At 50.3% G+C, this 19478-nt stretch carries 13 protein-coding genes; 7 read left to right on the plus strand and 6 right to left on the minus strand.

Annotated elements, in window-relative coordinates:
• Positions 1-250 precede the first annotated feature (250 nt).
• On the plus strand, positions 251-1609 hold the full coding sequence (gene glpT / locus OLG56_RS07430) for a glycerol-3-phosphate transporter (protein WP_000948739.1): 1359 nt from the start codon (positions 251-253) through the stop codon (positions 1607-1609).
• A 4-nt stretch (positions 1610-1613) separates the two neighbouring features.
• Entirely contained in the window at positions 1614-2684 is a 1071-nt protein-coding gene (glpQ, locus tag OLG56_RS07435; protein ID WP_061377311.1) for a glycerophosphodiester phosphodiesterase, read from the plus strand.
• A gap of 115 nt (positions 2685-2799) precedes the next feature.
• Here glpQ and OLG56_RS07440 read toward each other — a convergent pair whose 3' ends face one another.
• The gene (locus OLG56_RS07440) at positions 2800-3678 is read right to left on the minus strand and encodes a LysR family transcriptional regulator (protein WP_000176719.1); all 879 of its coding nucleotides are present in this window, start codon (positions 3676-3678) and stop codon (positions 2800-2802) included.
• A gap of 161 nt (positions 3679-3839) precedes the next feature.
• Here OLG56_RS07440 and OLG56_RS07445 point away from each other — a divergent pair, with 161 nt between their 5' ends.
• Entirely contained in the window at positions 3840-5030 is a 1191-nt protein-coding gene (locus tag OLG56_RS07445) for an MFS transporter (protein ID WP_061377312.1), read from the plus strand.
• Position 5031: 1 nt separating this feature from the next.
• Here OLG56_RS07445 and yfaE read toward each other — a convergent pair whose 3' ends face one another.
• The 5 genes from yfaE to OLG56_RS07470 all read right to left on the minus strand — a co-directional run bounded on the left by yfaE (position 5032) and on the right by OLG56_RS07470 (position 10865).
• Positions 5032-5286 (minus strand): ferredoxin-like diferric-tyrosyl radical cofactor maintenance protein YfaE, encoded by a 255-nt coding sequence (gene yfaE, locus OLG56_RS07450; protein WP_000533921.1) that lies wholly within the window; start codon positions 5284-5286, stop codon positions 5032-5034.
• Complete coding sequence (nrdB, locus tag OLG56_RS07455) at positions 5286-6416, minus strand: class Ia ribonucleoside-diphosphate reductase subunit beta (protein WP_000332026.1); 1131 nt, start codon at positions 6414-6416, stop codon at positions 5286-5288. Before nrdB ends, yfaE begins: the two co-directional genes overlap by 1 nt.
• A gap of 112 nt (positions 6417-6528) precedes the next feature.
• Entirely contained in the window at positions 6529-8814 is a 2286-nt protein-coding gene (gene nrdA, locus OLG56_RS07460; RefSeq protein WP_001076491.1) for a class 1a ribonucleoside-diphosphate reductase subunit alpha, read from the minus strand.
• Between the two features lie 355 nt (positions 8815-9169).
• Positions 9170-9898, minus strand: a complete 729-nt coding sequence (gene ubiG, locus OLG56_RS07465) for a bifunctional 2-polyprenyl-6-hydroxyphenol methylase/3-demethylubiquinol 3-O-methyltransferase UbiG (protein WP_001091009.1) — start codon at positions 9896-9898, stop codon at positions 9170-9172.
• An 82-nt stretch (positions 9899-9980) separates the two neighbouring features.
• Entirely contained in the window at positions 9981-10865 is an 885-nt protein-coding gene (locus tag OLG56_RS07470) for a GntR family transcriptional regulator (protein ID WP_000944714.1), read from the minus strand.
• 49 nt (positions 10866-10914) lie between these two features.
• Here OLG56_RS07470 and OLG56_RS07475 point away from each other — a divergent pair, with 49 nt between their 5' ends.
• From OLG56_RS07475 to rcsC, 4 genes are all read left to right on the plus strand, one after another.
• Positions 10915-12216, plus strand: a complete 1302-nt coding sequence (locus OLG56_RS07475) for an MFS transporter (protein ID WP_061377313.1) — start codon at positions 10915-10917, stop codon at positions 12214-12216.
• Between the two features lie 38 nt (positions 12217-12254).
• The gene (locus tag OLG56_RS07480; RefSeq protein WP_000705581.1) at positions 12255-13457 is read left to right on the plus strand and encodes a mandelate racemase/muconate lactonizing enzyme family protein; all 1203 of its coding nucleotides are present in this window, start codon (positions 12255-12257) and stop codon (positions 13455-13457) included.
• A 409-nt stretch (positions 13458-13866) separates the two neighbouring features.
• Positions 13867-16503 carry a DNA topoisomerase (ATP-hydrolyzing) subunit A gene (gene gyrA / locus OLG56_RS07485; RefSeq protein WP_001281271.1) on the plus strand — a complete coding sequence of 879 codons (2637 nt, stop codon included), beginning with the start codon at positions 13867-13869 and terminating at the stop codon, positions 16501-16503.
• A gap of 117 nt (positions 16504-16620) precedes the next feature.
• A complete protein-coding gene (gene rcsC, locus OLG56_RS07490) occupies positions 16621-19467 on the plus strand; it encodes a two-component system sensor histidine kinase RcsC (protein ID WP_000876070.1) in 2847 nt (948 codons plus the stop codon).
• The last annotated feature ends 11 nt before the right edge of the window (positions 19468-19478 follow it).

Genomic DNA, 19478 nt, shown 5'->3' on the forward strand with positions numbered 1-19478 from the left:
TTTATCATTTAGCCATACAAATCATATGGAATGTTTGATTTCGCGCATAATCGCTCACTATTCGAAAATGAAACGTGATTTCGTGCGCCTTTCTGAACATTAGTCATAAAACTGTAACAATATGTGCTGTAATTCACATTAACGTGACGTATCTTTACTTAACATCGCGGCCACACTGGGAGCAGCGGGGTTGTTTGAACAAACTGCGGTGTTTACCTCTAAATAAAATACGGGCCACGGAGGCTACAATATGTTGAGTATTTTTAAACCAGCGCCGCATAAAGCGCGCTTGCCAGCGGCGGAGATTGATCCGACCTATCGCCGATTACGCTGGCAGATTTTCCTGGGGATATTCTTTGGCTATGCCGCGTATTATCTGGTGCGCAAGAACTTTGCCCTCGCGATGCCCTACCTGGTAGAACAGGGTTTTTCACGCGGCGATCTGGGCTTTGCGCTGTCCGGGATTTCCATCGCTTATGGTTTTTCGAAATTTATAATGGGTTCGGTGTCCGATCGCTCGAATCCGCGCGTTTTTCTGCCGGCAGGGTTGATTCTGGCCGCAGCAGTCATGTTGTTTATGGGCTTTGTACCGTGGGCGACATCCAGCATCGCCGTGATGTTTGTGCTGTTGTTCCTTTGCGGCTGGTTCCAGGGGATGGGGTGGCCGCCGTGCGGACGTACGATGGTTCACTGGTGGTCGCAGAAAGAGCGCGGCGGCATTGTGTCGGTCTGGAACTGTGCGCATAACGTCGGCGGCGGGATCCCGCCACTGCTGTTCCTGCTGGGGATGGCGTGGTTTAACGACTGGAAAGCGGCGCTCTATATGCCAGCCTTTGGCGCGATTGTGGTGGCGCTGTTCGCTTTCGCAATGATGCGCGATACGCCGCAATCCTGCGGTCTGCCGCCTATCGAAGAGTATAAAAACGACTATCCGGATGACTACAACGAAAAAGCGGAAGAAGAGCTGACTGCGAAGCAGATCTTCATGCAGTACGTACTGCCAAACAAACTGTTGTGGTACATCGCCATCGCCAACGTGTTTGTTTATCTGCTGCGCTACGGCATCCTCGACTGGTCGCCGACCTACCTGAAAGAAGTGAAGCATTTCGCACTGGATAAATCCTCCTGGGCATATTTCCTGTATGAATACGCGGGTATTCCGGGCACGCTGCTGTGTGGCTGGATGTCGGATAAAGTCTTCCGCGGCAACCGCGGTGCGACGGGCGTGTTCTTTATGACCCTGGTGACTATCGCGACCATCGTTTACTGGATGAACCCGGCAGGAAACCCGAACGTTGATATGGCTTGTATGATTATCATCGGCTTCCTGATCTACGGCCCGGTAATGTTGATCGGTCTGCACGCGCTGGAACTGGCGCCGAAAAAAGCGGCGGGTACGGCGGCGGGCTTCACCGGTCTGTTTGGTTACCTGGGCGGTTCTGTCGCTGCAAGCGCCATTGTGGGTTATACCGTTGACTTCTTCGGTTGGGATGGCGGCTTTATGGTGATGATTGGCGGCAGCATTCTGGCGGTAATCCTGCTGGTGGTCGTGATGATTGGCGAAAAACGCCATCATGATGAGCTGCAGTTAAAACGCAACGGAGGCTAATAACATGAAAACCACACTGAAAAACCTTAGCGTGGCGTTGATGTTGGCAGGAATGGCCATCGGAAGCTGTGCCGTGGCGGCTGAAAAAGTCGTTATCGCCCACCGTGGCGCCAGCGGTTATCTGCCGGAGCATACGCTACCGGCGAAAGCGATGGCGTATGCGCAAGGGGCAGATTATCTGGAACAAGATTTAGTGATGACAAAGGACGACCATCTGGTCGTCCTCCATGACCACTACCTTGACCGGGTGACTGACGTCGCTGACCGTTTTCCGGACCGGGCGCGTAAAGATGGGCGCTATTACGCTATCGATTTTACGCTGGATGAAATTAAATCCCTGAAGTTTACCGAAGGGTTTGATATTGAAAACGGCAAAAAAGTACAAACTTATCCGGGCCGTTTCCCGATGGGAAAATCTGATTTCCGCATTCATACCTTTGAAGAGGAAATTGAATTCGTTCAGGGATTAAATCACTCTACCGGTAAAAATATCGGTATTTATCCGGAAATTAAAGCGCCGTGGTTCCATCATCAGGGAGGGAAAGATATTGCCGCGAAAACGCTGGAAGTGCTGAAGAAGTATGGTTACACCGGCAAGCAGGACAATGTCTATTTGCAGTGTTTTGATGTCGCTGAGCTGAAACGTATTAAGAATGAACTGGAACCCAAAATGGGGATGGATCTCAATCTGGTTCAACTTATTGCGTATACCGACTGGAATGAAACACAGCAGAAACAGCCGGACGGTCGTTGGGTAAATTACAACTACGACTGGATGTTTAAGCCGGGCGCTATGAAGCAGGTGGCGGAATATGCGGACGGTATTGGTCCGGATTACCATATGCTGGTCGCGGAAGGCTCAACGAAAGGGAATATCAAGCTGACTGGAATGGTGCAAGACGCGCATCAGAATAAGATGGTAGTGCATCCTTACACTGTGCGTGCCGATCAATTGCCGGACTATGCCACAGACGTCAATCAGTTGTACGACATCCTGTATAACAAGGCGGGCGTCGACGGGCTGTTCACTGACTTCCCGGATAAGGCGGTCATGTTCCTGCAAAAAAATGACTAAAGGTTTGCCATAGTCGAAGTGACGCGCCGGATGAGGCCATAAACGCCTCATCCGGCCTGGCGCAACGTTTGCCAGCGTAAGTCTGGTAAACGCAATGCCATCAGGCGGTGTTGTTTTATAGCAACCCCTCATCGGTCAGTGTTTCCATACATTTTTGTAATAAAAATAGCGGGCTTCCTTCTACTGGCGGTTCTTTTGCTAACAGGGAAATTTGTCGATAAAAGGTGGGTTCCAGCGCCACGGAACATAATTTTCCTGTCGTGGCTTTTAAGGTTAATTCTGGCAATAAGGCGATACCTAATCCCTGGCGAATAAAATTCAGCGCAGTATCGGGATGGTTAAATTCATATTTAAATATCGGCTCAATACCCTTTTCTTTAAACAACGCCATAATGCTTAATTCATAACGACCTTTACTGACAATAAGGGGTTCGTCCATCAGTTCTTCAACCGTTACTGTACTATTGGCCGCCAGGGGATGATTTTCAGGCACCACTACGGTGAATTTATCCCGGTAAATGGGGACGCAATACATACCGTTGACCGGAAAAGGAACGAAACCGGCATCAATACTTCCGTCCTGCAGCGAATCAATAATAGCCGTACTGTTCTCTTCATAGGGGATAATTTTTACATTTGGATGATGGCTTTCAAAATAGCGAATGACGCCGGGTAAAATGCAGGCGCAGGCGCTGGGAAAACAGCCAATCCGTAGCGTACGGGCCGGGTTCTTTTTTTCTTGTTCGGCAATCTCTTTTACCGCGTTGACGTCGCGCTGGATCGCGCGTAAGTGCCTGACGATGCGGCTACCGGCGGCGGTAAGCTCAATCTCTTTACGACGCTCACGAATCAATATGTCAACGCCGAGCTCCTCCTCAAGCGCGGAGATGGCCTGGCTGACGGCGGATTGCGTCATGTATAGCCGTTTGCTGGCTTCGGTAAATCCGCCGTACTCCAGTACGGCAAGCAGGGCGTGGATTTGGGTTAGTGTCATTAGTAAAACCTAATCAATATAATTAAAACGATTAATTTTCCTAATAGAGTGCACTTGTTTATACTGTGATTCTATCGAATACATCACATTTTGACGCACCTGATAGGTGTTCAGTTGAGCTGAGCGTTGCCTGCGTGCGCCATCTGAGCGGGTCGTTAAGAATGAAAGAAAAATTATGGACGAAGGATTTTTGGGCAATCACCATAGTCAGTTTTATTATCTTTTTTGTTTTTTATGTACTGCTAACTTTATTACCCATTTATATCGCTGACCGCCTGCATGCTTCTGCAGATAAGGCCGGGCTGTTAGTGACATGTTTCCTGGCCGCGGCAATTGTTATTCGGCCATTTGCCGGACAGTGGGTGGGAAAATATTCGAATAAAAAGATTCTGGTGCTCTCTTCTCTGGCTTTTTTGGTGATTACCGCGCTGTATCCGGTTTGCCATTCTATCGAGTCGCTGCTCTTTATCCGCGTACTTCATGGGATTACGTTTGGTGTTATTACCACGGTAAAAGGAACTATTTCAGCGCGGTTAATTCCGGCCTCCCGACGTGGAGAGGGCATCAGCTTTTTCTCTTTAGCGATGGGCCTGGCGATGGTCGTAGGACCGTGGATCGGTTTGAATATGGCCCGCTGGGACGCGTTCACTGCCGCATTCTGGCTTTGTTCCGCTGTAGCGGCGTTAGGGATTGTGCTTTCCCTGATTGTGACGGTCCCTCCGGTAATTCGTCATGCCGATGGTTCGAAGCCGAATCTGGGTTTTGCCGCGATGTTTGACCGCGCCGCCTTGCCTTTTGCGCTGGTCACCTTTTTTATGACTTTCTCCTATGCCGGCGTGTCGGCTTTCCTGGCGCTGTATGCGCGTGAGCTGGATTTAATGGCGGCGGCCAGTAATTTCCTGCTGTGCTACGCGATTTTCCTGATGATATGCCGTACCTTCACCGGGAATATTTGTGATAAAAAAGGGCCGAAATATGTTGTTTATCCATGCCTGTTGGCTTTTACCATCGGTCTGGTGGCGCTGGGCTACACCAATGGCAGCATCATGATGATTATTTCCGGCGGTCTAATCGGTATCGGCTACGGTTCGGTCACGCCGGTTTTCCAGACGCAAATTATCAGCTCGGTTGAACCGCATAAAATCGGCGTGGCGAATTCACTGTTCTTTAACGCAATGGACGCCGGAATGGCGATTGGCGCCTTTATCATGGGAATGATGGTTGAGTCGGTTGGCTATCGTATGATTTATGTCGCTGGCGCGGTGCTGGTGGTACTCGCTGGCGCTCTGTATGCCGTGCAGATGAAAAAACGTGGCGTGATGCCTTTGGTTTCCACCAGCGAGTTGCACTGAGTTACATCTCGATTTCGATATCGCCTTTTGCCCTGCAGCAGCAGGGCAAAATCTCTCCCGGCTGGATAAACGCTAAAGGTTCCGTAATCCAGTCAACCTGACCGGCAACCAGCCGGGTACGACAGGAGCCGCAATATCCTTCGCGGCACTGATACTCCACCTCAACGTTATGCGATTCCAGCGCGGCCAGCAGAGAAGGGTGTTCATCCTGGCACAGCAGCTGTGTGCCAGTGATACGCAGCGTGACGCGTCCCATCAGAGCTGGAAATTACTCAGATCGTCGGTATCGACTTCCGAATCGATTTGTCCGACCAGATAAGAGCTAACTTCCACTTCCTGTGGCGCGACCTGAACGTTATCGGACACCAGCCAGGTATTGATCCACGGGATTGGGTTGGAGCGGGTCTGAAACGGCAGATCCAGCCCTACCGCCTGCATACGAATATTAGTAATATATTCAACGTATTGACACAGGATATCTTTATTCAGGCCGATCATCGAACCGTCGCGGAACAGATAGTCCGCCCACTCTTTTTCCTGCTGCGCCGCCTGCACGAACAGGTCATAACATTCCTGTTTACACTCTTCGGCGATTTCCGCCATCTCCGGGTCGTCCACGCCGCTACGCAACAGGTTCAGCATATGTTGCGTGCCGGTCAGATGCAGAGCTTCGTCACGGGCGATCAGACGGATAATTTTGGCGTTGCCTTCCATCAGTTCACGCTCGGCAAATGCGAAAGAGCAGGCGAAGCTGACGTAGAAGCGAATGGCTTCCAGCGCGTTCACGCTCATCAGGCACAGATACAGTTTTTTCTTCAGCTCACGCAGATTCACGACAACCGTTTTGCCATTAACGGTATGGGTGCCTTCACCGAGCAGATGCCAGTAACTGGTCATCTCAATAAGTTCGTCGTAGTAGGCGGAGATCCCTTCGGCGCGCTTCTGAATTTGCTCATTGGTCACGATATCGTCAAAAACGACCGCCGGATCGTTGACGATGTTACGAATAATGTGGGTGTAGGATCGTGAGTGAATCGTCTCAGAAAACGCCCAGGTCTCTACCCACGTCTCCAGCTCCGGGATGGAAATGAGCGGCAGCAGGGCGACGTTCGGGCTACGTCCCTGAATGGAATCCAGCAGCGTCTGGTATTTGAGGTTGCTGATGAAGATATGTTTTTCGTGCTCCGGCAACGCCTGATAATCGATACGATCGCGGGAGACGTCGACCTCTTCCGGACGCCAGAAGAAAGAGAGCTGTTTTTCGATCAGTTTTTCGAAGATGTCATATTTCTGCTGGTCATAGCGCGCAACGTTGACCGGCTGGCCAAAGAACATGGGTTCCTTGAGCTGATCGTTTTTCGTCTGTGAAAAAGTGGTGTATGCCATTGAAGTGAATCCTTTATGGGATGAGCGCCGGATGGCGGCGCAAGCGCCTTATCCGGCCTACAAACCGTACAATCGTAGGCCGGGTAAGCATAGCGCTACCCGGCACTATTCATCAGATCTTACAAGCGCCGCTTTCGCAGCCATCGTCCTGAATAGAAGGCGCCAAATCGTCCTGCGCATCTTCCGCGCCGTCGCGGGTATTTTGATAGTACAGAGTTTTCACGCCAAACTTATACGCGGTGAGCAAATCTTTCAGCAGTTGCTGCATCGGCACTTTTCCTGACGGGAAACGTGACGGATCGTAGTTGGTATTGGCGGAAATCGACTGATCGATAAACTTCTGCATGATACCCACCAGTTGCAGATAACCGTCGTTGTTCGGCATCTCCCACAACAGTTCGTAAGCGTCTTTCAGATGCTCATAATCCGGCACGACCTGACGCAAAATACCGTCTTTCGAGGCCTTGATGCTGACGTAGCCGCGCGGTGGTTCGATACCGTTAGTGGCGTTGGAGATCTGGGACGACGTTTCCGACGGCATTAGCGCCGATAGCGTGGAGTTACGCAGACCGTGGGTTTTGATCGATTCACGCAGCTGTTCCCAGTCGTAGTGCAGCGGTTCGTTGACGATCGCATCCAGATCTTTTTTGTAGGTGTCGATCGGCAGAATGCCTTTTGCATAGGTGGTTTCGTTGAACCATGGGCAGGCGCCTTGCTCTTTCGCCAGTTCGTTGGACGCTTTAAGCAGATAGTACTGAATGGCTTCGAAGGTTTTATGCGTCAGATTATTGGCGCTGCCGTCGGAATAACGTTTACCGTTTTTCGCCAGCCAGTAGGCGAAGTTAATCACGCCAATGCCCAGCGTACGACGGCCCATTGCGCCGCGTTTGGCAGCCGGAATCGGGTAATCCTGATAATCGAGCAGAGCATCCAAAGCGCGTACTGCCAGAATAGCCAGTTCTTCCAGCTCGTCCAGAGTTTTAATGGCGCCCAGGTTGAATGCAGACAGCGTACACAACGCAATTTCGCCGTTTTCATCGTTGACATCGTGCAGCGGTTTGGTCGGCAGGGCAATCTCCAGACACAGGTTAGACTGGCGTACCGGGGCGACAACCGGATCGAACGGACTGTGAGTATTGCAGTGGTCAACGTTCTGGATATAGATACGACCGGTAGAGGCGCGTTCCTGCATCATCAGCGAGAACAGTTCGACCGCTTTCACACGCTGTTTGCGGATGCTGTCGTCGTTTTCATATTTCACGTACAGGCGTTCGAATTCGTCCTGGTCGGCGAAGAACGCATCGTATAGCCCGGGTACATCGGACGGACTGAACAACGTAATGTCGCCGCCCTTCAGCAGGCGGGTGTACATCAGCTTGTTGATCTGTACGCCGTAGTCCATGTGACGTACGCGGTTACCTTCCACGCCGCGGTTGTTTTTCAGCACCAGCAGGCTTTCCACTTCCAGGTGCCACATCGGGTAGAACAGTGTCGCCGCGCCGCCGCGCACGCCGCCCTGCGAGCAGGATTTCACCGCCGTCTGGAAGTGCTTGTAGAACGGAATACAGCCGGTGTGGAACGCTTCGCCGCCGCGAATCGGGCTGCCCAGCGCACGAATGCGGCCAGCGTTGATGCCGATACCGGCGCGCTGAGAAACGTATTTCACGATAGCGCTGGAGGTGGCGTTGATGGAATCCAGACTGTCGCCACACTCGATCAGTACGCAGGAGCTGAACTGACGGGTCGGGGTACGCACACCGGACATGATGGGCGTCGGCAGCGAGATTTTGAACGTAGAGACCGCATCGTAAAAACGTTTTACATAGTCAAGACGCGTTTCACGCGGGTAGTTCGAGAACAGGCAGGCCGCTACCAGAATGTAGAGGAACTGTGCGCTTTCATAGATTTCGCCGGTCACGCGGTTTTGCACCAGATATTTCCCTTCCAGCTGCTTAACGGCAGCGTAGGAGAAGGTCATATCGCGATCGTGAACGATAAACGAATCCATCTGCTTGAACTCTTCTTCCGTGTAGTCTTCCAGCAGATGATTGTCGTATTTGCCAAGCTCAACCATTTTTACCACATGGTGGTAAAGTGCGGGCGGCTCAAACTGGCCGAAGGCTTTCTTACGCAGGTGGAAAATCGCCAGACGCGCAGCCAGGTATTGATAATCCGGCGCATCGCGAGAGATCAGGTCTGCGGCGGCCTTAATAATAGTTTCATGGATATCGGAGGTCTTAATCCCATCATAAAACTGAATATGCGAGCGTAGCTCGACCTGAGAAACCGATACGTTATTCAGTCCTTCTGCCGCCCAATCAAGCACGCGATGAATTTTGTCGAGATTGATGCGCTCAGTACGGCCGTCACGCTTTGTCACCAGCAGACTCTGATTCATGTGGTTTTCTACCTGTTTACCTGTCCGTGAAAGAAAAATATCCCCCCGCTTATCCACAACGCCACGTTGTGACTAACTCTGTGGATAAATACTATATATAGGGGGTAATCGATAAGTGAAACGCTATATGGTGAGTATTCTAGTAGGGATTCTTTTGAGTACAAGAGTTGATTTTGGCGTTAAATTGCGGTTGTAAAAGCGTAAGAATCGCTAAATGCGCGTCTGATAAGGCCTGGAGAGGATGTCAACAATTCATAAAAAAAAATCAAAATTTGATCGAATGCTGATTTCTTCATCGAAGAGAAAGGTTGCGCCCGATGATCTAACGCAACCCTTATAGGAAAATTCTTTGATGTCAGGCTTTTTTAGCGCGGGTATGCAACATGTAGTTAACGTCTACTCCGGGACCGAGTTTGAAAGTATTGGTTATCGGGTTGTAGTGCAGCCCGGTGATATGTTGCTCTTTCAGGACGGTTTCATCTACCCAGCTTAACAGTTCAGCAGGCTTAATGAATTTCTTCACGTCGTGCGTGCCTTTTGGCACCATGCGCAGAATATACTCAGCGCCGACGACCGCCATCAGCCAGGATTTCCCATTGCGGTTCAACGTTGAGAAGAACACCTCACCGCCGGGTTTAACCAGTTGGGCGCAGGCGTGGACGACCGATTGCGGATCGGGAACGTGCTCCAGCATTTCCATACAGGTGACGACGTCGTATTGCTGGGCGTGTTTTGCCGCATGTTCCTCAACCGTCTCCTGCACGTACTCTACCTCGATGCCGCTTTCCAGCGCATGCAGTTTGGCGACCTGCAAAGGCTCAAAGCCCATATCCAGCCCGGTGACGGTTGCGCCTTCGCGTGCCATACTTTCCGCCAGAATGCCGCCGCCGCAGCCGACGTCGAGTACCTTTTTACCAAACAGGCCGCCTGAGCGTTCAGTAATGTAGCCAAGGCGTAGAGGGTTGATGCGATGCAATGGCTTGAATTCGCCCTCCAGATCCCACCAGCGCGACGCGACGGCTTCGAATTTGGCGATTTCATTATGGTCAACGTTGTGAGCTACCGACGGTTTTTCAGTGTTCATGAGTACATGAGATTCCGCTATTGATCTATCGGGGCAGTATAGCAGGTGCAAAGTCGCTGCGTTATATCTGCTGCCGTCTTTATTACGCTTTCAGCGCAAGAAGTTTTCTTGCGCGTTCTGTAAAACCGCTACCGATGTGGTGCGTGATAAAATTACAGACGCCCTCGACGTTGTTGTTTTTTAACATATCCAAAATAGTGGCATGTCCCCGGTTAGAGCTGGTGATATATTCAGCGGTAAAATCCAGTCTGTAGCGAATTGCCAATAAACGTGCTGAGATCAACAGGTGTGCTTGCGAAATGTATTTATTATCGGCATATTTCACAAAAACATAATGAAAATCATGATCCAGTTTGAGATAAGCTTGCGTATCTCGCTCTGCATTAATTTTTGCTGACTTCGATAAAATATTGCTTAATTCGACTATGACATTGTTAGCATTTTTCTCCATCGCTTCACGAATTGCGCCCTGTTCAAGGATAACCCTCATTTTGATGAGATCATTGATATCCTCGTCGGTGACAGAAAAAACAAATGTCCCACTGCGGGGAATGATGTTGACCAGGTTTTCATTATAGCTCAGCCAAATAAAAGCTTCACGAATTGGTGTTTTACTTACCATCAGAATATTTGATAGTTCATTTTCACTGATCGCTTGCCCAAGATCGAAATCGCCATGGATAATCATCTCCCTTATTTTCTCTTTAATCACCTGGGTGATGGATTTGGGTATTTCAATTGATATGTGACTAAAGTCACGCTTTAATCTATTTTTCATTTTCTTCTCCTCCATGGTTAAACCCGGCTCCATTGTAATTAATTTATTCAAAATTAACGGATCTAATATATCAGATATAAGAAAATTTACATACTTTATTGTTGTTATTGTATATTTCATTAAGTTTGCTTGCTGATATATCAGATATGACACATTAGCTTTTGAATTGTATTGTTTTTTACGTAACATCGATTCCGGTCAATACCCTTATTCATTGAATCATAAAAGGTGATGCAAAATGAGTAGTCCACAAGAAAATTTATACGATGCAATTCGTATTGTAAAAAGGAAAATCATTCCTTTGGCCTTTATTCTTTACTTTTTTAACTATATGGATCGTGTCAATATTGGGTTTGCTGCATTACGCATGAATGAATCTCTCGGTATTACGCCTGAGGATTTCGCTAATATTTCTTCTATATTCTTCATATCATATTTAATCTTTCAAATTCCGAGTAGCATTGGCTTGCAAAAGCTTGGTGCAAGAAAATGGATTAGTTCCATTATTATCGGCTGGGGAGCGGTAACTGGGCTGATTTTTTTTGCTAAAGATACTCAACATATTTTGCTGGCTCGCATTTTTTTGGGGGTATTTGAAGCTGGCTTTTTCCCGGGCATGGTTTATTATCTTGCATGCTGGTTTCCGGCTCGTGAACGCGGAAAAGTCAATAGTTTCTTCATGTTATCTATTGCTGTAGCATCGGTATTGGCTGCACCGATGTCTGGTTGGATCATCGAGCATTTGAATACCTCGGATTATGAAGGCTGGCGCTGGCTTTTTGCAATTGAAGGTATCCCTACCGTATTCCTTGGCATCCTGACATTTTATTTACTGCCTGACAGTCCAGAAAAGGCTAAATGGCTTACGCCACAGCAGATATCTGCCTTAGTTAATAAATTACGCACTGACAATGAAACCGCAGCTGCATTAAATAAAAATACCAACTCATCCTTTCTTTCAGTAATCAAAAATCCAGTTTTGCTTCAGCTTTCTTTCGCCTACATGTTGATTCAGGCGGCTGCTCTGGCGGCAAACTACTGGTTGCCGGGGTTGGTGAAGGGATTTTCAGCTGATTTTACGGATACTGACGTTGGTTTAATCATGAGTATTCCGTTTATTTTCGCTATGTTCAGCATGCCCTGGTGGGGTTGGCATTCCGATAAAAAGAATGAACGAAAATGGCATGCTGCATTACCCATGTTTCTGGCGGGCTGTGGTTTTCTGATGATTGCTCTTGTCCCCTCAATGTCGTTGAGAATGCTGGGGCTAACGTTCTATGGTGTTGGGATCCTCAGCTATTACGGACCTTACTGGGCGCTGCCTTCTGCATTATTGTCGCCGTCAGGGTTGGCTATCAGCATTGCGTTTATTAACTCATGTTCAAGTCTTGGCGGATTCCTGATTAATAAATCACTGGGATTCGTTTCTACTCATTATGGTGCGACAGGAATATTTATTGTAGAGGCAATACTTTGCTTCGCTGCAGTAGCCGTTCTGGCGTTAATGAAAATTGATGTGAAAAAAGAAAAAAGCCAATAAACAAATGTTGTATCACGAACCTGATAAATGGAGAAATTATGAAAATTACGTCTATTGAAGTTTTTGACTGTGAATTAAAAAAAAGAGATCAAACGATGTCCTCCTATAATCCAGTACTTATCCGGGTGAATACCGACTCAGGATTAAGTGGTATTGGCGAAGTAGGACTGGCCTATGGCGCAGGCGCTAAAGCTGGCGTAGGGATCATCAGAGATCTGGCGCCATTGATTGTGGGTGAAGATCCACTAAATATCGAAAAAATTTGGGAGTTCTTTTTCAGAAAGACTTTTTGGGGGATGGGGGGCGGAAACGTTTTTTATGCCGGAATGAGCGCTATTGATATTGCTCTTTGGGATATCAAAGGTAAATATTTAGGTGTACCTGTTTATCAGCTCCTTGGTGGGAAAACTAATGAAAAATTAAGAACCTATGCTAGTCAGTTACAATTTGGTTGGGGGGATAAACGCCAGATATTAGTGACACCTGATGAATATGCTGAGGCGGCGCGTGCGGCTCTTGACGATGGATATGATGCGATTAAAGTGGATCCACTCGAAATCGATCGTAATGGCGATGACTGTGTTTTTCAGAATAAAAATCGTAACTATTCAGGATTGTTACTGGCCGATCAATTAAAAATGGGGGAAGCGCGAATTGCCGCTATGCGTGAAGCAATGGGGGATGATGCTGATATTATCGTGGAAATCCATTCTCTTCTCGGTACAAACTCAGCTATTCAATTTGCGAAGGCGATAGAAAAGTATCGTATCTTTCTTTATGAAGAACCGATTCATCCATTAAATTCTGATAATATGCAGAAAGTTTCCCGTTCAACAACTATTCCAATCGCCACTGGTGAGCGTTCCTACACAAGATGGGGATACAGGGAATTACTGGAGAAGCAGTCTATTGCCGTAGCTCAACCTGATTTGTGTCTCTGCGGCGGAATTACCGAAGGAAAGAAAATCTGTGACTATGCTAATATTTATGACACCACTGTACAGGTGCATGTTTGCGGCGGTCCTGTTTCCACGGTAGCCGCGCTGCATATGGAAACAGCAATTCCCAACTTTATTATTCATGAGCATCATACCAATGCGATGAAAGCATCTATTCGGGAACTTTGTACCCACGATTATCAGCCGGAAAATGGCTATTATGTCGCGCCGGAACAGCCCGGATTGGGTCAGGAATTAAACGATGAGGTAGTGAAAGAATATCTGGCCTATGTGATTAAATAGCATCTGGTGATACTGATTATGGTTTATGCCTCCCGGCATATCCCCTAAATAATTCGAGTTGCAGGATAAAATGGTTAACCGTCTTGAACAGCGCTTGCGCTAACCGCGACGGGGAGAGGCCCAGGGATGGGCCGAGTAACTCGCTGCCAACGCACATGAAACTTGAAGTATGACGGGTATACACGGGAGGTATTGATTTTCTAACCTCTTCCTGGCCAGGCCCCGATCTCCCCTGTGTCGCCTCTGAAGCCGATCGCCGATAAACGCCGAGACCACGGTTATAAATGAAGAGAGCATGCGGCACCTGAATAAAGCATTGTCTGGCTGCATTCCGTTTACCAGTACGTGGGCGAATGTGTTATAATTTGCGACCTTTGAATCCGGGATACAGTAGAGGGATAGCGGTTAGATGAGCGACCTTGCGAGAGAAATTACACCGGTCAACATTGAGGAAGAGCTGAAGAGCTCCTATCTGGATTATGCGATGTCGGTCATTGTTGGCCGTGCGCTGCCGGATGTCCGAGATGGCCTGAAGCCGGTACACCGTCGCGTACTTTACGCCATGAACGTATTGGGCAATGACTGGAACAAAGCCTATAAAAAATCTGCCCGTGTCGTTGGTGACGTAATCGGTAAATACCATCCCCACGGCGATTCCGCAGTGTATGACACCATCGTTCGTATGGCGCAGCCATTCTCGCTGCGTTACATGCTGGTGGATGGTCAGGGTAACTTCGGTTCTATTGACGGCGACTCCGCGGCGGCAATGCGTTATACGGAGATCCGTCTGGCGAAAATCGCCCACGAACTGATGGCCGATCTCGAAAAAGAGACGGTGGATTTCGTGGATAACTATGACGGTACGGAAAAAATTCCGGACGTCATGCCGACCAAAATTCCGAATCTGCTGGTGAACGGTTCTTCCGGTATCGCAGTAGGTATGGCGACGAATATCCCGCCGCACAACCTGACGGAAGTGATTAACGGCTGCCTGGCGTATATCGACAACGAAGACATCAGCATTGAAGGGCTGATGGAACATATTCCGGGTCCGGACTTCCCGACCGCCGCGATCATCAACGGTCGTCGTGGTATCGAAGAAGCCTACCGTACCGGTCGTGGCAAAGTGTACATCCGCGCCCGCGCGGAAGTTGAAGCTGACGCCAAAACGGGCCGTGAAACCATCATCGTCCATGAAATTCCCTATCAGGTGAACAAAGCGCGCCTGATCGAGAAAATCGCCGAGCTGGTGAAAGATAAACGCGTGGAAGGCATCAGCGCGCTGCGTGACGAATCCGACAAAGACGGTATGCGCATCGTGATTGAAGTAAAACGCGATGCGGTGGGCGAGGTGGTGCTTAATAATCTCTACTCCCAGACCCAGCTACAGGTTTCCTTCGGTATTAACATGGTGGCGCTGCATCACGGCCAGCCGAAGATCATGAACCTGAAAGACATCATTTCAGCGTTCGTGCGCCACCGCCGTGAAGTGGTGACGCGTCGGACTATTTTTGAACTGCGTAAAGCCCGTGACCGCGCGCATATCCTTGAAGCTCTGGCGATTGCGCTAGCTAACATCGACCCGATTATCGAACTGATTCGCCGCGCGCCAACGCCGGCAGAAGCGAAAGCGGCGCTGATTTCGCGTCCGTGGGATCTGGGTAACGTTGCTGCGATGCTGGAGCGCGCCGGTGATGACGCCGCGCGTCCGGAATGGCTGGAGCCAGAATTTGGCGTGCGTGACGGTCAGTACTACCTGACTGAACAGCAGGCGCAGGCGATTCTGGATCTGCGTTTGCAGAAACTGACCGGCCTGGAGCATGAAAAACTGCTCGACGAATACAAAGAGTTGCTGGAGCAGATTGCTGAACTGCTGCACATTCTGGGCAGCGCCGATCGCCTGATGGAAGTGATTCGCGAAGAGATGGAGTTAATTCGCGATCAGTTCGGCGATGAGCGTCGTACCGAAATCACCGCCAACAGCGCCGATATTAATATCGAAGATCTGATTAGCCAGGAAGATGTTGTCGTGACGCTGTCTCACCAGGGTTACGTCAAGTATCAACCGCTGACGGATTACGAAGCGCAACGTCGTGGTGGGAAAGGTAAATCTGCCGCGCGTATTAAAGAAGAAGACTTTATCGACCGCCTGCTGGTGGCCAACACCCATGACACCATCCTCTGCTTCTCCAGCCGGGGCCGTCTGTACTGGATGAAGGTCTATCAGTTGCCGGAAGCCAGCCGTGGCGCGCGCGGTCGTCCGATCGTCAACCTGCTGCCGCTGGAAGCGAACGAACGTATCACCGCGATTCTGCCGGTTCGTGAGTACGAAGAGGGCGTCAACGTCTTTATGGCGACCGCCAGCGGTACCGTGAAGAAAACGGCGCTGACCGAATTCAGCCGTCCGCGTTCCGCCGGTATTATCGCGGTGAACCTCAACGACGGCGACGAGCTGATTGGCGTTGACCTGACTTCTGGTTCTGACGAAGTCATGCTGTTCTCGGCCGCGGGTAAAGTGGTGCGCTTCAAAGAAGACGCCGTCCGTGCGATGGGGCGTACCGCGACCGGTGTGCGCGGTATTAAGCTGGCGGGAGACGATAAAGTCGTCTCTCTGATCATCCCACGCGGCGAAGGCGCTATTCTGACCGTAACGCAAAACGGCTACGGGAAGCGTACCGCAGCGGACGAGTACCCGACCAAGTCTCGCGCGACGCAGGGCGTTATCTCTATCAAAGTGACCGAGCGCAACGGTTCCGTTGTTGGCGCGGTACAGGTGGACGATTGCGACCAGATCATGATGATCACGGATGCCGGTACTCTGGTGCGTACCCGTGTGTCCGAGATCAGCGTAGTGGGACGTAATACCCAGGGCGTTATCCTTATCCGCACGGCGGAAGATGAAAACGTGGTGGGTCTGCAACGCGTTGCTGAACCGGTAGATGACGAAGAACTCGACGCTATCGACGGCAGCGTGGCGGAAGGGGATGAGGATATCGCCCCGGAAGCGGAAAGCGATGACGACGTTGCGGATGACGCTGACGAGTAATGTTATTGCTGTGCGAGGGCCGGATATCCGGCCCTTTTTCTTTGCCGTTGCGGGCTACGTCATTTACCGCTACCTTAGTCACACTCTATTTACATCCTGAGGCGGAGCTTCGCCCCTTTGAAATACCTTGCTTCCTTTCGAACTACGCTGAAAGTCTCGCGCTACTTATTCAGAGCGTTAGCGTTACTCATTTGGCTCTTAATCGCCTTTGTTTCGGTGTTTTACATCGTCAATGCCCTGCACCAGCGGGAATCTGAAATTCGTCAGGAGTTCAACCTTAGCTCCGATCAGGCGCAGCGTTTTATCCAGCGCACATCGGATGTGATGAAAGAGCTCAAATATATTGCCGAGAACCGTTTAACGGCGGAAAACGGCGTTATGTCGTCGCGTGCGCGTGATGACAAAATGGTGGTGCCGGACTTTGAACCGCTATTCGCCGACTCAGACTGTGCGGCGATGGGCTCCGCATGGCGCGGATCGCTGGAGTCGCTGGCCTGGTTTATGCGTTACTGGCGCGACAACTTTTCAGCAGCGTATGATCTTAACCGCGTTTTCCTGATTGGCAGCGATAACCTCTGTATGGCGAATTTCGGCCTGCGTGAAATGCCCGTGGAGCGCGATGATGCGTTAAAAGCGTTACATGAGCGGATTATGAAATACCGCAACGCGCCGCAAGAAGAAAGTGGGAATAACCTTTTCTGGATAAGCCAGGGCGCGCGTCAGGGCGTGGGCTACTTTTATGCGCTGACGCCGGTGTATCTGGCCAACCGTCTGCAGGCGCTGCTGGGCGTCGAGCAGTCCATCCGCATGGAAAATTTTTTCACGCCGGGCAGTTTGCCGATGGGCGTCACCATTATTGATGAGAACGGCCATTCGCTGATTTCGTTGGCCGGTCCTGACGGCATTATTAAAGCGGAGCCGCGCTGGATGCAGGAGCGCTCCTGGTTTGGTTATACGCCAGGTTTTCGCGAACTGGTACTCAAAAAAAGCCTGCCGCCATCCTCGCTCAGTATTGTCTATTCTGTGCCTGTAGATTTAGTCCTGGAGCGTATTCGTATTCTTATCCTGAACGCTATCCTGCTGAACGTGCTGGTGGGCGCAGGGCTGTTTACGCTTGCGCGGATGTATGAGCGGCGAATTTTTATTCCGGCGGAGAGCGATGCCCAGCGTCTGGAAGAGCATGAACAGTTCAACCGTAAAATCGTCGCCTCCGCGCCGGTGGGGATCTGTATTCTGCGCACTATTGATGGCGTCAATATTCTGAGTAACGAACTGGCGCACACCTACCTGAACATGCTCACGCATGAAGACAGACAGCGCCTGACGCAAATCATTTGCGGCCAGCAGGTCAACTTTGTTGATGTATTGACCAGCAATAATACCAATTTGCAAATTAGCTTCGTCCATTCCCGCTATCGTAATGAAAACGTCGCGATTTGCGTGTTGGTAGATGTGAGTACGCGCGTCAAAATGGAAGAGTCGCTGCAGGAGATGGCGCAGGCGGCGGAACAGGCAAGCCAGTCTAAATCCATGTTCCTTGCAACGGTCAGCCATGAATTGCGCACACCGCTGTACGGTATCATCGGCAATCTCGATCTGCTGCAAACCAAAGAGTTGCCAAAAGGCGTGGATCGTCTGGTCACGGCGATGAATAACTCCTCCAGTCTGTTGCTGAAAATTATCAGCGACATTCTCGACTTCTCGAAAATTGAGTCGGAACAGCTAAAGATTGAGCCGCGCGAATTTTCACCGCGAGAGGTGATGAACCATATCACCGCCAATTATCTGCCGCTGGTGGTGCGTAAGCAGCTCGGCCTGTATTGTTTTATTGAGCCTGACGTGCCGGTATCGCTGAACGGCGACCCGATGCGTTTACAGCAGGTCATTTCAAACCTGTTGAGCAACGCCATTAAGTTTACCGATATTGGCTGCATCGTGCTGCATGTGCGCTGTGATGGGGATTATCTCAGCATTCGCGTGCGGGATACCGGGGTTGGTATTCCGGCAAAAGAGGTGGTTCGCCTGTTCGATCCCTTCTTCCAGGTGGGAACCGGCGTACAGCGTAACTTTCAGGGGACCGGTCTGGGGCTGGCGATTTGCGAAAAATTGATCAGCATGATGGACGGCGATATTTCCGTCGATTCGGAGCCTGGCATGGGAAGCCAGTTTACGCTGCGCATCCCGCTTTATGGCGCGCAATACCCTGTGAAAAAGAGCGTGGAAGGACTCGCCGGAACCTGCTGTTGGCTGGCGGTGCGCAATACTTCTTTGTGCCAGTTTATTGAGACCAGTCTGGCGCGTAGCGGCGTTCATACGCAGCGTTATGAAGGGCAAGAACCCGCTGCTGACGATATTTTGATTGTCGATGACGCGCTGGAGCATACCTGGCAGGGGAGGGCGGCGGTCGTCTTTTGCCGCCGTCATATCGGGATTCCGTTGGAAAGAGCGCCGGGCGAGTGGGTGCATAGTGTGGCGTCGGTGCATGAGTTGCCCGCGCTGTTGGCGCGTATCTATAGTATTGAGCTGGATAGTGAAGCGCTTTCCAGCGCATTGCCGACGACGGATAAAACCGCAGATTCAAATGACGATATGATGATTCTGGTCGTTGACGATCATCCGATCAATCGCCGTCTGCTGGCCGATCAATTGGGATCGCTGGGGTATCAGTGTAAGACAGCCAATGATGGCGTGGACGCTCTGAATGTGCTGAGTAAAAATGCTATCGATATTGTTCTGAGCGATGTGAACATGCCGAACATGGACGGCTACCGCCTGACGCAGCGTATCCGTCAGCTTGGGCTGACGCTGCCGGTCGTCGGCGTGACGGCGAACGCGCTGGCGGAAGAGAAACAACGTTGCCTGGAGTCCGGTATGGACAGCTGTTTGTCGAAGCCTGTGACGCTGGATGTGTTGAAACAGACGCTGGCGGTGTATGCCGAGCGGGTACGTAAAACGCGGGCATAAAAAATGCCGGA

It is taken from the genome of Salmonella sp. 2018103, assembly GCF_026247685.1.
In the GTDB taxonomy this organism is placed as follows: Bacteria; Pseudomonadota; Gammaproteobacteria; order Enterobacterales; family Enterobacteriaceae; genus Salmonella; species Salmonella enterica.

What these genes read in the sequence shown, in the direction of transcription:
- OLG56_RS07440 (WP_000176719.1), bottom strand. Translation starts at nt 3,678, where the DNA reads ATGACACTAACCCAAATCCACGCCCTGCTTGCCGTACTGGAGTACGGC.
- glpT (WP_000948739.1), top strand. Translation starts at nt 251, where the DNA reads ATGTTGAGTATTTTTAAACCAGCGCCGCATAAAGCGCGCTTGCCAGCG.
- glpQ (WP_061377311.1), top strand. Translation starts at nt 1,614, where the DNA reads ATGAAAACCACACTGAAAAACCTTAGCGTGGCGTTGATGTTGGCAGGA.
- ubiG (WP_001091009.1), bottom strand. Translation starts at nt 9,898, where the DNA reads ATGAACACTGAAAAACCGTCGGTAGCTCACAACGTTGACCATAATGAA.
- OLG56_RS07470 (WP_000944714.1), bottom strand. Translation starts at nt 10,865, where the DNA reads ATGTTACGTAAAAAACAATACAATTCAAAAGCTAATGTGTCATATCTG.
- nrdA (WP_001076491.1), bottom strand. Translation starts at nt 8,814, where the DNA reads ATGAATCAGAGTCTGCTGGTGACAAAGCGTGACGGCCGTACTGAGCGC.
- yfaE (WP_000533921.1), bottom strand. Translation starts at nt 5,286, where the DNA reads ATGGGACGCGTCACGCTGCGTATCACTGGCACACAGCTGCTGTGCCAG.
- OLG56_RS07475 (WP_061377313.1), top strand. Translation starts at nt 10,915, where the DNA reads ATGAGTAGTCCACAAGAAAATTTATACGATGCAATTCGTATTGTAAAA.
- nrdB (WP_000332026.1), bottom strand. Translation starts at nt 6,416, where the DNA reads ATGGCATACACCACTTTTTCACAGACGAAAAACGATCAGCTCAAGGAA.
- gyrA (WP_001281271.1), top strand. Translation starts at nt 13,867, where the DNA reads ATGAGCGACCTTGCGAGAGAAATTACACCGGTCAACATTGAGGAAGAG.
- OLG56_RS07445 (WP_061377312.1), top strand. Translation starts at nt 3,840, where the DNA reads ATGAAAGAAAAATTATGGACGAAGGATTTTTGGGCAATCACCATAGTC.
- OLG56_RS07480 (WP_000705581.1), top strand. Translation starts at nt 12,255, where the DNA reads ATGAAAATTACGTCTATTGAAGTTTTTGACTGTGAATTAAAAAAAAGA.